This window comes from Rhizobium sp. BK650 (assembly GCF_014195325.1).
Classification (GTDB): Bacteria; Pseudomonadota; Alphaproteobacteria; order Rhizobiales; family Rhizobiaceae; genus Rhizobium.
The window spans coordinates 1-14,190 of the sequence record NZ_JACIBK010000021.1 but is presented as its reverse complement, the minus strand read 5'-3'; the positions used below and the strand labels follow the sequence as shown (position 1 = coordinate 14,190).

General features: G+C 58.0%; 7 protein-coding genes and 1 pseudogene. 4 read left to right on the top strand and 4 right to left on the bottom strand.

The genetic code is table 11. From position 1 onward, the window contains the following. The first annotated feature begins 491 nt into the window (after positions 1-491). Together FHX15_RS31695 and FHX15_RS31690 are read left to right on the top strand one after the other, a co-directional pair. A complete protein-coding gene (locus FHX15_RS31695; protein ID WP_312861953.1) occupies positions 492-968 on the top strand; it encodes a nucleotidyltransferase domain-containing protein in 477 nt (158 codons plus the stop codon). Positions 969-989: 21 nt separating this feature from the next. Beyond that, on the top strand, positions 990-1,424 hold the full coding sequence (locus FHX15_RS31690) for a HEPN domain-containing protein (protein ID WP_312861957.1): 435 nt from the start codon (positions 990-992) through the stop codon (positions 1,422-1,424). Positions 1,425-1,490: 66 nt separating this feature from the next. Here the strand turns inward: FHX15_RS31690 and FHX15_RS30110 are convergent, their stop codons facing one another. The 3 genes from FHX15_RS30110 to FHX15_RS30100 form a co-directional block, all read right to left on the bottom strand. Then, entirely contained in the window at positions 1,491-2,966 is a 1,476-nt protein-coding gene (locus tag FHX15_RS30110; protein WP_184401993.1) for an HlyD family type I secretion periplasmic adaptor subunit, read from the bottom strand. After that, positions 2,963-5,110 (bottom strand): type I secretion system permease/ATPase, encoded by a 2,148-nt coding sequence (locus FHX15_RS30105; RefSeq protein WP_312861956.1) that lies wholly within the window; start codon positions 5,108-5,110, stop codon positions 2,963-2,965. The genes FHX15_RS30110 and FHX15_RS30105 overlap by 4 nt, the downstream gene beginning before the upstream one ends. A 129-nt stretch (positions 5,111-5,239) precedes the next feature. After that, the gene (locus FHX15_RS30100) at positions 5,240-11,476 is read right to left on the bottom strand and encodes a hypothetical protein (protein WP_246779151.1); all 6,237 of its coding nucleotides are present in this window, start codon (positions 11,474-11,476) and stop codon (positions 5,240-5,242) included. 98 nt (positions 11,477-11,574) lie between these two features. Here FHX15_RS30100 and FHX15_RS30095 point away from each other — a divergent pair, with 98 nt between their 5' ends. Then, complete coding sequence (locus FHX15_RS30095) at positions 11,575-11,769, top strand: hypothetical protein (RefSeq protein ID WP_184402006.1); 195 nt, start codon at positions 11,575-11,577, stop codon at positions 11,767-11,769. 1,828 nt (positions 11,770-13,597) lie between these two features. On the opposite strand, the gene tnpB is transcribed toward FHX15_RS30095, so the two are convergent. Beyond that, positions 13,598-13,852, bottom strand: a complete 255-nt coding sequence (tnpB, locus tag FHX15_RS30090; protein WP_184401992.1) for an IS66 family insertion sequence element accessory protein TnpB — start codon at positions 13,850-13,852, stop codon at positions 13,598-13,600. 243 nt (positions 13,853-14,095) lie between these two features. On the opposite strand from tnpB, the pseudogene FHX15_RS30820 reads away from it, so the two are divergent. After that, a pseudogene (locus tag FHX15_RS30820) lies at positions 14,096-14,190 on the top strand (IS110 family transposase); the annotation flags it as partial.

The following is a 14,190-nucleotide window of genomic DNA, read 5'->3' as shown; positions in this document are numbered from 1 at the left end:
TTGTAAAAGAACTTAATTGCTTAAAAAGGTAAGGTCTAACGTTCTGGCTGCTTTAACATTTTTCTCATAACTACTAAGTGTGCCTCACCTTGCGGGTACCGAACTTTTCCGCGTTTGACCTTGATCCGTTTCGACGCCCGGTGGGAGCCGCGTTCACTTCTCAGCCGGAGATCGTGGAGTTTAAGACCCCGCTGAATGGTTCCAATCTCGAAGACCTCAAGAGCAATGGAGAGACAAACCGAGATCCCGCAACTTATGAGCGATCTTATAAGCCGCAAGTCAATGGAGGTCACCGACCGCCCCCCTTCTCGACGCCATGATGCTGGATCTAATCCGCACGGGGCGGGAGCCTGTCATTCAGCGGCGCAAGGTCCAGACAGAAAGTTCCTATCGGAAGGTTCAATCTGCCAATAATCGACCCCTCTTAGGTTGCATCTCATTTAAGATTCTCTTAAAAGCTTCAGGTGCGAAACATCGGGTGAGCCGTTACGATGGACACGATTCCCACCGAAGGCTTTGATGCGGCTTTGACCCTGACCGATACGCTCGACCATCTTCCAGCAAAAAAGCGGCGCGAGCTTGCCCGCGTCCTGGAGATCATCTTTGACGAGGTCGAGCAGTTCCGCGCCACCAAATTGTCGGCCAAGCGGGCAAACAGCCGGATCCTGAAGGTCATCCTTTACGGTTCATATGCGCGCGGCGACTGGGTGGAGGATCGGTCGAGCGGCTATCGCTCCGACTACGATCTCCTCATCGTCGTCAACTCCGAGAACTTTGCTCAGGAACAGGAGCTGTGGCTGTCGCTCGACGAGCGACTACTGCAGGAACAGATCGCCCACCGGATCGAAACGCCGGTCATCCCGATTGTCCACAGCCTGCACGATGTCAACGATCAGCTGTCGCGTGGTCGCCCGTTCTTCGTCGATATCGTGAAAGACGGAAAGGTGCTCTACGAAGAGGAAGGCTAGTCGCTTGCCCAGCCGAAGGGGCTGACGAAGAAAGAGGCCGGAGTCGAGGCGCAGAGATACTTTGAGCAGTGGCTGCCCCTATCTCGACATTCCGTCAAGTTGGCAAAAACCAGCATCGTAAACGGCGTTCCTAGGCATGCGGCGTTCAATCTTCATCAAGCAACTGAAGCAGCGTATCACTGCCTTCTGTTGACGCTGACGCTCTACAGTCCGAAATCACATCGCATCAAGATGCTGCGTTCAAAGGCCGAGGAGCTCGACAAGCGGTTGATCGTCGCCTGGCCAAGAGATAACCGGCTCGCCCGCCGGCGCTTCGAACTGCTATCGCGCGCATATGTCGAGGCCCGATACTCGCTAAACTACGAGATTAGTGACGAAGAGCTAAAGTGGCTAGTCGATCGGGTGAAAGCACTTCAGGATATGGTCGAGGTCATCTGCCAGGAACGCCTTACTTAGAAATACAAAGGCCAGTTTTTGAGTTTTCGCATCTGCTTCTCGGACACGCATGGAAAGACGCGTTCGTTATCGTTCATTCATCGCCTCCGACGAAACTTCTGCAATCGGCGAGAACAGATACTCCAATATGCGCCGGCTTCCCGTCTTGATCTCGACGGAGACGGCCATGCCCGGCGACAGCGCCACGGAGATGCCATCGACATTGATCTTGTCGACATCGGGCACCACGGTGATCGGAAACACAAGGTTCTGAACCCTCTGGGCATTGCCTATTGGAATAGCGCTCTGCAGCTGCTTGTCCGGCTGGCCCTCCAGCTGCTGTGCATCGGGCTCCGGAATGGCGTCCGTCGCCACCCGCGTGACTTTCCCTTCGACCACTCCGTACCGCGTGAACGGAAACGCCTGAACCTTGATCACCGCCGGCTGCCCCGACGCGACGAAGCCGATATCCTGGTTCGGCAGATAGGCCTCGATCTCCAGCACCGCGTTTTCCGGGACGACCCGCATCAGTTCCGAACCTGCCGTGACCACCTGGCCGATGGTCGTGATGGCCGATGTTTGGACCGTCCCATTGATCGGGCTTCTGATCGTCATGGCATCCAGCTTTTTCTGTGCGCGGATGAGCTGCTGCTCCTGGTCGTCGATCTGCCGCTCCGCCTCGGTCTGTTTCTCGACGTTTTCGGCGATGAAGGTCTTGATCGCCTTCTCGCCTTCGCTGGTCGCAACAGCAAGGGCAGCCGCGGCCTCCTCGGCCTGGCCGATCTCCTCGGCGAGATCCGCCTCCGCACGCTGTTTAGCTTCCATTGCATCGATGACGCTGGCGCGCGGGCCAGCGCTCTGCTCCATCAGCTGGGAGCGCATCGTCACACGGTCATCCATCGTCGCAATCAGGTTCTTCTGGGCTGCAACCATCCGGTTGAAGCGACCAAGCGAGGCGAGCTGCTGTTCCCTTTGCGAGGAGAGATTGGCAAGTGAGGAGGCTAGCTGCTCCAGAGAGGACCGAAACTGCGCCTCCTCCCGGATTCTGATCGACGCAGGGATATCGCCGTCGAAGACAAGCGGCATGGAGATGGTCGAGGGGCTGTTCCAGATACCGTTGCGCTGCCAGACCACCACCTGCGCTCTCGCGATCGTTCGCCGAATGACTTCGGCTCGCAGCGACCGAAGGCTTGCCAGGAGCGCATCGACCTCTGCCCTGGTCTCCGTCGGATCCAGTTCGACGACGACATCGCCCGCCTTAACCTTCGAACCGTTGGTGACCGGGATCGAAGACGTTTTTCCGGTTTCCAATGACTGGATGACCTTCACCCGCCCCGTCGGCTGCAGCTTGCCTTGCGCGGTCGCAACGATGTCGAAGCGGCCAAAATAGCTCCAGACGATCGCCAAGATTACGAAGACGGAGATGAACCAGATAAGCGCGGCCCTGATCGGGGAAGCCGGCGTTTCCAGGATCTCCAGGGCGGCTGGCAGGAACGCGGTATGATCACGCGGCTTGCGCGGCGGCTTCTTCGGCACCTTCGGCGGACGAACGGTCTGGTTCATGGCTCGATCGGCGCCGTCTGCAATTGCCAGAGATGGGCGTAAAGGCCGTTTTCGCGGGCAAGCAATGTCTCGTGCGTGCCTTCTTCGACGATACGGCCATCCTTCATGCCGATGATGCGGTCGCAGTGGCGCACGGTCGCCAGCCGGTGGGCGATGATGATGACGGTGCGCCCGCGCACGATCTCACGCATATTGGCAAGGATGATCCGCTCGCTCTCATAGTCGAGCGCGCTGGTCGCCTCATCGAGAATGAGAATGGGTGGGTTGGAGGCAAGGGCTCTGGCGATCGCCAATCTCTGACGTTGGCCGCCGGAGAGGTTCGCTCCGCGCTCCTCGATGATCGTGTCATAGCCGCGCGGCAGCTTGGATATGAACTCGTCGGCGCCGGAGAGCCGCGCCATCTGCATGGCAGCAGCCCGCGACATCGCCGGATTGACCAGGCAGATATTGTCGTGGATCGTCCGGTTGAACAGCATGTTCTCCTGCAGCACCACACCGATGTTCGATCGCAGCCAGGCGGGATCGATCTGGGCGATATCCTGGCCGTCCACGAACACCTGGCCGCTATTGGGAATATAGAAACGCTGCACGAGCTTGGTGAGCGTCGACTTGCCGGAACCGGAAGGGCCGACGATGCCGATCACTTCGCCGGGACGAACGGCAAAATTGATGTTCTTCAGGACGTCCTGTCCCTCGGGCGTATAGCGGAAGTTCACGCCCTTGAAGGCGATGGCGCCTCTTGGCTTTGGCAGGCTGATCGCGACGGCAGGACGCGGTTCGGCCGGCGCATTCAAAATATCGGATAGCCGGTCGATCGAGACCTGGACCTGCTGGACGTCCTGCCAGAGCTGCGAGAGCCTCAGGATCGGCTGGGAGACCTGGCCGGCGATCATGTTGAAGGCGACTAGGGCGCCAACCGTCAGCTCGCCATCGATAACCGCCTGCGCGCCAAGGAATAAAAGTGCGGCCGAGGTGATCTTGTTGACATACTGGATGGCGTTCTGGCCCTTGGCGGCAAGCATGGTCGCGGCAAAGGAGGACTGAACATAGGCCGCCAGCCGCTCTTCCCATTGTGCGGCCACGACCGGCTCGACTGCGGCTGCCTTCATCGTCTGTATGCCGACGACCGTTTCGACCAGCATCTGCTGGCTATAGGCGCCGCGCTCGAACTTCTCGTCGATACGGTCTTTCAGGAGCGGACGGATCAACACGCCGATTGCGACATAGACAGGGATCGAGGCGACGACGATCCAGGCGAGCTTCGAGGAATAGGAAAACAGGACCGCGATGAAGACGATGGTGAAGATGAGGTCGAGCCCGGAGAACAGGCCCTGGCCAGTCAGGAAGCTGCGGATCGTTTCCAGCTCGCGGACTCTGGCGATCGTCTGTCCGGTCGCTCTCGTCTCGAAGTAGCTCAGCGGCAGATTGAGGAGATGGCGAAACAGCCGTCGTCCGAGCTCGACGTCGATTCTGTTCGTCGTATGCGATAGGGCGTAGGTCCTGAGATACTGCAGCACGACGTCGAAGAGGCCGACGGCTGCGAGCCCGACGACGAGAACGATCAGCGTCGAATAGCTGCGGTGGGCAAGCACCTTGTCGACGACGACCTGGAAGAACAGAGGCGTGATCAGCGCGAAGATCTGCACGATCAGCGAGGCGATGAGGACGTGACCGAAGGCATGCCGATAGCGCCAGATGGCTGGCAGGAACCAGCGTAAGCCAAAGCTCTTTGGAGAAGCGCCCGGCCCAGAAAACCGTCGTTGGACCAGGATGAAACGGCCGCTGGTCTCGGCCAGCAGTTCCTCGGTCGAAACACTGCGCGCCGAAAAGGCAACCGGATCGACAAGCCGGAACGTTCCGTCGCCCGTCGGGCCGCCGAAGACGGCAAAGGAGCCATCGGCAAGCATCGCAATCGATGGCGCCGGAAGTGTCGCAAGTTTGGGGGCATCGCGCACCTGCACAATACGGGCCTTGAGGCCGAGGCTCTTGGCAGCACGCAAGAGATCGTTCGATCCGCAAGAGCCGACGACCGCCAGGTCCCGGGCTAGGGTTGACGGTTGCGCGGCAATCCGGAAATACCCGGCAATCGCACAAATGGCTGCAAGCCCGCTGTCGACGATTTCGACCGCGGGTGCGTGTTCTATCGGTTTGGTTGGCTCGGCAACGGTTGGATCAGCGGTGACGATCACGGACGCCGTCCTGTTCGCCGTCAGGCGAGACGACGCACATTCGATTGATGTGCGTCGCCATGGTGCGAGCGGTCATCGCAAGGCTCACGCGGCGACACCGTTGGTGTTCTTCTGCCAGGCGAGGCTTGCGTCTGCGACGAGATGCGTCTGGCCGTTCGTCGTCTCGTAGCTGCTCGTGCCCGTAATCGCCGAACCGTCGTCGAATGCCTGGGCACCGCCTGCATTGGGGATCAGGTTGACGAGCTTGATGCCCGCCTCCGACATGGTGAGCAACTCGCCGGCATCGCTGATGCCGTTCTGGTTGCTGTCACGCCAGATTCTAAATTCGCTCCAGCGGGCGTCATTGGCGTCGAGAACATTGTCGTGGTTCGTGTCGAAGACGAGACGGAGGCCGTCTAGGTCGGAAATGTCGGACGTGCCGTCATTCTCAGCCCACAATGCAAACGCCAGTTCAAGCGCCTGATCGATGATCCCGTCAGGCCCGGCAGAGCCATCAGCACTGAGATCGATCGCCAGGAAGCCGTCGTTCGGGCCGGCCCAAGCGGTTTCGTCAGCTTGCCCATCTCCGTCCCAATCAAAGGGCGTATTCACGCTGTCAGCACCTAGGGTAAGGGGGCGCAGATCGACATGGCCGTCGCCGTCGAGGTCCAGCAATACCGGCTTGTTACGGGGCGTGTGATCTACGATCCCATTGTCGTAATAGATGTCTTGAGATCGTGGGCGGCCGGAGGGATCATAATACGTAACGATTTTAGAATAGAACTCCCGCCCGAGATAGTCATATTGAATGCTACTGTATATTGATTGGTTACTGTCGTCTCTATGGTCCGACCAAAGCTTGGTTATATACGTATTTCTTGACCGATCGTAGTAATACGAGGTGAAAATATAGCTATAATTTGCTGTACCATGGGCGTCGTAGGCATAGTCGTCGTAACTACCATCATCGTAGCGATCTTGTCGTTCAATCGTTGAGTTTGGCCCGTCCTGGATGAGCAGTCGATAATTTAGGGACTGCGCATTTGCCGCGTCGTATGTGTAAATATAGGTATATCCGTTGTCGTAGCTGACGGTCTGGTCAGTCGGATTGGAGTTCCCCGCGATCTTGTACCACGTCTTACTCAATTTCCAGTTGAATGAATTAGCGGGATCATAGTCCTCGCGGTAGCGCGTATTATCGTCGTAGGTAACCATCTGGGCCGTCGGGTTCGGGTTGCCCGCAACATCGTACCATGTCTGAACCAAGTTCCAGTTCGCCGCATTAGTAGGATCATAGTCCTCCCGGTAGCGCGTGCCGTTGTCATTGGTCTGATCGTAGACCCTAACCTGCCCGGCAGCATTGTATGTCTGCACGATCGTCTTCCACGGTTTCGCGTTGGTCGCGTCAAAGAAGGTGGCATCAACGGGAAGCCCGGCCTTATTTGAGTTAGTGACGCTTGCAATCGACCCACTCGCGGCATCGTAGGATGTCGTCTTTGAGCTTCCGTCAGCTGCAATTACCGTTTGTTCCGTCTTGCGGCCGAGTGAATCCATCGTCGTACGGGAGGAAAGTGTTCCAAGCGCATTGACGACATCGACCACTGTCTTGGCCACGGAACCACCACTGCCAATATCGACTTTGGTCAGTGTGATCGAGCCGTCGATATGCTTGACGGACGTCTCGGTATGGTCTGTCGTGCCGTTATTGTCGGCATCCTTGCTCAGCTTGGTGATCAAGCCGTCGGCACTCGTCGACAGGGTACCTTTGCCGACGATGGCGCCGGCCGCCGTTGTCTCCGTCACAACTGTCTCGACGGAACCGTCGATCTGCTGGGTCGACTGCATGACGACTTCGAAGACGCCATCGCCATCGTAATCATAACGCGTCGTCTTGGTCTTGCCGTCGGCCGATGTGCTTGCTACCAACTTAGCCGCAATTGCCTGCTTCCAGTAGACGCCACCAGACGAGAGGTACGAGACGTCGCGTGCGGTTGTATTGTTGGTCGTTACACTTGAAGTGTTGCCGAACAGATCCTTCGTCACCGTCTCGGTCTGGTCGACCGTGTTGTCACCATTGACGTCCTTTGTGGTGGTCGTCGTCTGGCCGTCGGAAGACACCTCGGTCGTCATGACCGCCGCCACCTTGTTGGTCACGAGGTCGGTGTCGGTCATCACCGTCGTGCGGCCGCCATCGGCTCGGATTGATTCATTTATGATCCGCTGACGTTCGTTGGTACCGTTGCCGTCGTAATCCCACAGGATCGTCGTCTGGCGACCATCAGCCGAGACAGTCGTCGTGGTCCTGTCGGCAAGCGTGCCATCTGCCTTGAGATCGGTGATGACGGAGGTCTGGACGCCGGTATTGGCCGTCGTCACCTGCTGGCGCTGGTCGACGATGCCATCACCGTTGATGTCGCGCTCGATGGTCACGCGGGTCTTGTCCGCACTTGTGAGGATGACGGACTTGTCGGTCAGGACGTTGTTCGCATCCGTTCCTGTGACCGTCACCCGCGTTGCGCCATCGGCAAGCAGCGTCGTCTCGCTCTTCGTGCCCTTGTCGCCGAAGGCTGGGCGGGTATCGACAGTGCGAACGACGTTGCCGGACTTGTCCACCGTCGTCACCGACTTGGAGATCACCGAACCGTCAGCCCTCAAGTTCGTCACCGTGCGCACCTTCGTGCCATCGGCATTGAGCGCCGTAACATCCGTCGAAGTTTGAGCAAACGTCCCTGCCCCGACCGTATCCCACTGGCGGCTGACCGACAGGCCGTTGGCGCTCGTCGTCGTCACATAGCGGCTGGTGAGCGTGCCGGAGGTGCCGCCATTGAAGGTCTTCACATCCTGCGTGCGCGAGCCATCGGCGTTCAAGGTCGTCGTATCGGTGCTCGACTGATCGACGGTGCCATCGCCGCCCTTGTCGAAGTCTTTCTGGGTCTGAAGGCCGTTGCCGGAGACTGTCGTTGTCAACTTATTGGCAAGCACCAGTCCAGAAGAGCCGGCGACGGATTCCTGGACGACCGTCGTGCGCACGCCGGTCGCGGCAATCGCAAGCGCAGATGCGATCCGCTTGTCGACGGTGCCATCGCCGTTGGTGTCATAGTCGGTTGTGGTGCTGAAGCCGTTGGCCGACGTCGTAATCGTCGCCGCGCTCTTGACCGCGCCGCTCGAGGTGAGATCCTCGAACTTCTGCTGTTTGGAGCCGTTATTGGCGACCGTCTCGGTGGTGCGTTGATCGATGACGCCATTACCGTCGATGTCTTTTGTCGTCGTCTTCAAAACACCATGGGCATCGGTCGTCGTGATCGTCTTGCTTTCCAGCGACCCGTCTGCCTTCAGGTAGGACAGCGTCTCCGTCGTCGAACCGTTCTGGGCGAGGACGATTGCATCGGTCATCGAGCGCTTCGTCGTACCGGACGCATCCGCCCAGCTCGTCGATTTTGTCTTTCCATCCGCGGACGTGACCGTCGTCGTCTTCTCGACAAGCGCATTACTGGCGTCGAAACGGGAGAAGACCTCGGTCGTCGCACCATTGGCGCCGACAGACTTGGTGTCTGAGATTGATTCCTCGAACGTGCCGTTGCCGTCAAGGTCGGACTTGCTGGTCTTTGCAAGGCCGTTGGCCGATACCGTCGAGACGGCGCGGCTCGCCAGCGTGCCATCGGGTTTGTAGGTCTCGACCGTATCGGTCGATATACCGTTTGCCGCGACCGCCACCGTCTCCTTGCGATCGATCGCGCCATCGCCGTCGATATCGGCGGTCGCCTGGCTGGACTTGCCATCGGCGCTGACGGTTGTGGTCGACTTCGCAATCAGGCTCGCGTCTGCGCCGGTGACGGTATTGGTCTGTGTGGTCGAACCGTCACCGTTGAGCGTCTTGACCGACAGCGTGCTGCGTTCGAACGTGCCGTCGCCGTTGGCGTCGACGTCGCTGCGCACCTGCAGGCCATTGGCGCTGGTCACGGTTCTCGTCTGGGCCGAAAGTGTGCCATTGGCGCTCTTCGTCGTCACCGTCTGCGTGCGGGAGCCGTCGGCCCCGAGCACCGTCGTGTCCTGCTTGGCGAGATCGAAGGCGTTGTCGCCATCAAGATCCTGCCTTGTCAGGATCGAGAGGCCATTGCCACTGGTTTGGACGGTGTCCCGACCGAGCAGCGTGGCGTTACTGGATTTTACATAATGGGAGACCGTCTTGCCTCCATCGGTGCCAAATGTCGTAATATCCTGGGTCACACTGTCGATAACGCCGTCGCCGTTCAGATCGCTGTTGATCTGCGTGACGAGTCCGCTCGCGTTGACCGATGTCGTCGACTTGCTGATCAGAGTGCCGTCGGCCGCCTGGGTACGCACGGAGAAATCGGTGTTGCCACCGACATATTTTGTGTTGCTTTCGATCTTGTCATAGACCCCGTCGCCGTTGGCGTCGGTGCTGACCGTCGTATTCTGGCGGTTGGCATAGGTAACCGTATAGACCTGGGCGAGCAGCGTTCCGTCGCCGCTCGTCGTCGTCACCGTCTCCGTCCGCTTGCCGTCCGCAAGCACGCCAAGCGTATCGGTGACCTTGAGGTCGGTGACGCCATCGCCGTTGCTGTCGGTGGTGACCGTCTGCGTCAAACTGTCGGCAGACGTCGTCGTCTTCGTCGAGTTCAGCAGCGTTCCGTCGGCACTTCTGGATTGGACCAGTTCGGTCTTGCTGCCGTCGGCATTGGCCGTGGTCACATCGGTGGTGACAAGCTCGAACGTGCCGTCGCCGTCCGCATCGGTGCTCGTAGTCTTCGACAGGCCGTCGGCGGCGCTCAGCACCGTGACTTTGGACACGAGCGATCCGTCGGCATTGCGAATGGCAATCGCGTTATTGCGGTAGCCGTTGCTGAAGGTGCTGATCGCCGTAATCTGATCGGCGGCGCCATCGCCGTTGGTATCGGCCGATTCATTGATGGTCTTGCCGTCGGCGCTGCGCGTCGTCACCACCTTCGACAGCAGGCCGCCGTTGGCGGCGGTCTTCTGGACCGTCTGTGTGACCGAACCGTCTGCCGCAACCACGCTGATATCGCTTTCGACGAGGTCATAGACCCCATCGCTCGTCAGATCTGACGAGGTCATCTTCGATCGTCCGTCGGCCGATGTGGTCGAGAACTCTTTGCCGCGAAGCGTGCCGTCACCATTATAGACCGAGGTTGCGACCGAGATATCGCCCCCGGCGCCGACGGTCGTCTGTGCCACCGTCTTGGTGTCGACGTCGCCATCGCCGTCTTCGTCGGACGACAGTGTGCTGGTCTTGTTGTCGGCGCTGGTGACCGTGACGTCACGGCTGAGCAGCTTGCCGGCCGAACTCGTCTTATCGACGGTCTTGGTGCGGGTGCCATCGCTGCCGATGACCGTCGTCTCGGTGACGATCGTCTCGACCGTGCCATTGGCATCGACATCGACCGACGTCGTCTTCGTTAAGCCGTTGGCGCTCGTCTGGACCGTCGTCCTGGTCAGCACCGTGCCGTTGATGCTCAGCTGCTCCGTGGTCGTGGTGCTCGAACCATCGGCATTGCGGACATAGGTCTGCCGCTGGTCGATGATGCCATCGCCGTCCTGGTCGACCGTCGTCGTCACCGTATTGCGGTCGGCGCTCGTGACCGTCGTCGTCTTGTCGGCGAGCGTTCCATCGGCGTTGAAGTTCGATACTACCTTGGTGATCACGCCGCTGGCGACCGTCGTGACGTTCGACTGCGTGCGATCGAAGGTGCCGTTGCCATCATCGTCGAACTTCGTCGAGATGCTCGAACCGTCGGCGCTCGTCGTCACCACATTGCGGAAGGCCAGGCTGCCGTCGGCATTGTAGGCGAGGATCGTCTTCTCAACCGAATTGTCGGCCTTCGTCACACTGGTCGTCTTGACAATATAGGCATCGTCATCGTTCGACAGCTTAGCGTCGCCGACCGTTCCCGTCGTTCCGTCGGCTCGGGTGAAGGTCGTCGTTCCCGTGATCGCGGAACCATCTTCGAAGGTCTGGCCGCTGCCGGTTGGCGTCAGGTCGACCGAGGTGATGCCGAGGCTGTCGAGGGTCACCAGCTGGCCGTTCAGTTCCACACGGAACTTCGACCATTGGGCATCGCCCGCGTCGAGCTTGCCGTTGCCGTTGGTGTCGAAGATACGTTTCAGCGCCTCAAGATCGCTCGTTGCCGCCGAATCCCACTCGGTGAAGGCAAATTCGCTCGACCGGCTGATCTTACCGTCGCCGTCCGCATCAATGACGAGAACGCCGGTGCCCGCTCCTGCCCATGCTGTCCGATGCTGATAGCCGTCACCGTCGAGGTCCAGGAATTTGGAGGATGTCGACAGAGTTTCGACGCTCAAGCCGGTACCGCTCAGATCGAGAAGAACCGGCCTCCGCGAAGAACGCGTCTCTCTTTGTTCATTGCGCTGGTCCTGGATATTGCTACGAGATGAAGGTGATGAATAGCTGTAATGCGCTCTATCCTGATTATCACGAAGGGCGCCTGCAGGGCTCCAACCCCGGAGAGATGACGGCGCGGAATAATTTGCTCTATCCTGATTATCTCGTTTTCCCCCCTGAGGGCTCCAACCGCGCATTGGATCTGGCGCGCTATAGGTGGCACGGTCCTGATTATCCCGCAAGCCACCTGTAGGGCTCCAGCCGCGCAGGTATGAGGGTGGAGTGTAGTTTCCTCTATCTTGATTATCGCGCAGGGCGGCTTGCGGGCTAATGCCCGGTGGTGCTGAAATCGACATTATGGGCTGTGGATGCAGTAAAGCGGCAACCTTTTCAGGGCCGTCGAGCTCGCGTCCCGCGGCAATTGCCGCTGCCTGCATAGCGGGTGTGTAGATAAACGGCTGCTGTTCTATCGGATGTGCCAGCATATAGCCAGCCGCTGCCTTTTCGCCGAGAACGATCTGCTGTTTCATCTGACCGGGTGTAAGTCCGGCCTGCCTAGCCTCCTCCAAGTCAAACCATGACAAATGTACCTGATCGTAGGGAATAGCTCCTTGCGGAGCGTGAGCCAGGCCGTCCAAGAAAGCTTGATAGGTTTTAGGCGAGGAGAACGAGTTACGCTCGCCATCGATCATATTGTCGAGTAGTTTGGTAATGTCGTCGCGAACGCCACTGCCAGAAACTAACGAGTACGCGGCTCCGGCAAGTACGCCTATACCTAATGCAGCCCATCCCATAGGCGTCCCCACCAACGCGGCCCCGCCTAGGTACGCCAATCCCTCTCCCACCAGGGCAGAGGTTCCCCATCCTATTCCTATTCCTATTAAATCATCACCCAGGATCCCAAAGCCCCTCGTCGTCGTCCTGGGTCCCTTGTAAGTATTCAGGTCATAACCGGCATCTATCACCATAAGAGGTCCCATAGCATCGCCGAGACGACTTCCAGTGCGCGCATAGGACAGAACTGTTTCGCTCCGGGCTATTCGACCGATCTCATCAAACTGCCCCGTTCGAGCCAACGCGTCGATATGAGGCAGTACGAATCTGGAGATGCTGGGAAGTCTGGAAGTCGGCAGCGAAGTATAGACTTCAAGCAGTTGTTTGGCCTGATAAGTCTGCCGTATTCCCGCGTAAAAACTGAACGCAGTCGCCGCATTGTTGACGACTGACCGACCGGTCTGCCACCCTTCCCAATCCTGAATCCCAGCCATTTATTTACTCCCAGCTAGTTGCTTGATCAACTACGCATCCGCATTGTTGCGATAATTCTGGATATAATTACAATAATGCAGGACAAAAACATAGATCCAACGGAATTCACAAAGTACAATACTGAGAAACTGTAGATTTTCCCTCCGAATAGCAACTCAAGAATATAGCATCTTCCAATTGAGCAAGCTTCTGAGATAGGAAATGAAAATATAATTATCACGTAAGTGATGTATATTATAATTATAAAGTATAGAGTCCAAAACATATTACGAAGATTAATTTGCTCTTCCATCGGAGCCAACAGCGGGTCGCCACGACGCGTCTTCTCGGCAATATAAATTGCGATAAAGAACAGAGTTGTTGTGAGTTGTCCCGCAACTGAGACGACGCGCAGATCGTATCTTGGCAAAAATGTCAGGGAGACTGCAGCAATGGCTCCTAACGGAAATAGAAACGCAGAAGCGAATCGCCCTCCCGTCATTTCTCTTCGACGGACAAGAGCTGCGGCGGTTGTAAAGGCAGACCATATCGTAACTACGATTGGAACCGGTCCGACGACCCAAGGCAAGCTAAAAGAGGGCATAACTTCCTGGTGTCCAATTATGATGTGTTTAGGATTTATACAACCATAATATATTATGTTAACGCAGCGCGTGCATTTCGCGTCCCTTGTCGGCGTTACGAATGGCTTAATTATCCCCCCGTTGTCAATGCCAGCTATACGGGAATTTAAATAAAAAATTACATGAAAACTCGCCTTATGAAGAGATTGGCTGCATAAATCCCTAGATTTTAATTGGATTTAATATTAACTATCTGAAATACGAAGGCCGTTGCTTCGCGTTGTTCCGGGGCATCTTGGGCCAATGGAACTCGCCATCCTCAAGCCTCTTGGAGACCAGGCAAACACCGCTGCCATCCCAGAAGACCAGCTTGATCCGGTCCGCACGTTTGGCCCAGAACCCATAGATCGCACCGGAGAACGGATCGGCACCCATCTCGGCCTTGACCAGCGCTGCCAGCCCCTCCGCGCCTTTGCGGAAGTCGACGGGCCGAGTGGCGACCATGACCTTTACCGCTCCCGACGGTCCGATCACGACTGTGCCTTCACGGCGTGAATGACCGCTGTAATCGTCGCGGTGTCGGTGCCGGATGCGATCCTGATGATGGCCCCGCCGAGCTCCAATTCGATTGCGCCGCTGCCCGACTTCCTTCTCGCTGCGCGCGGCGATTCCTGCTCTTTAGCTACAGGCGTCGTAGGCACATCCAGGACCGCCGGCGCAAACATCGGAACATCGACATCAGGCGCGTTTGAAACGGGAGCTATGTCGAGCTGGCTGTGGCATGAGCTCAGGCGTATCGACCTACCTGTCGTCTGCATCGACGCACGGCACGCGAAAGCCGC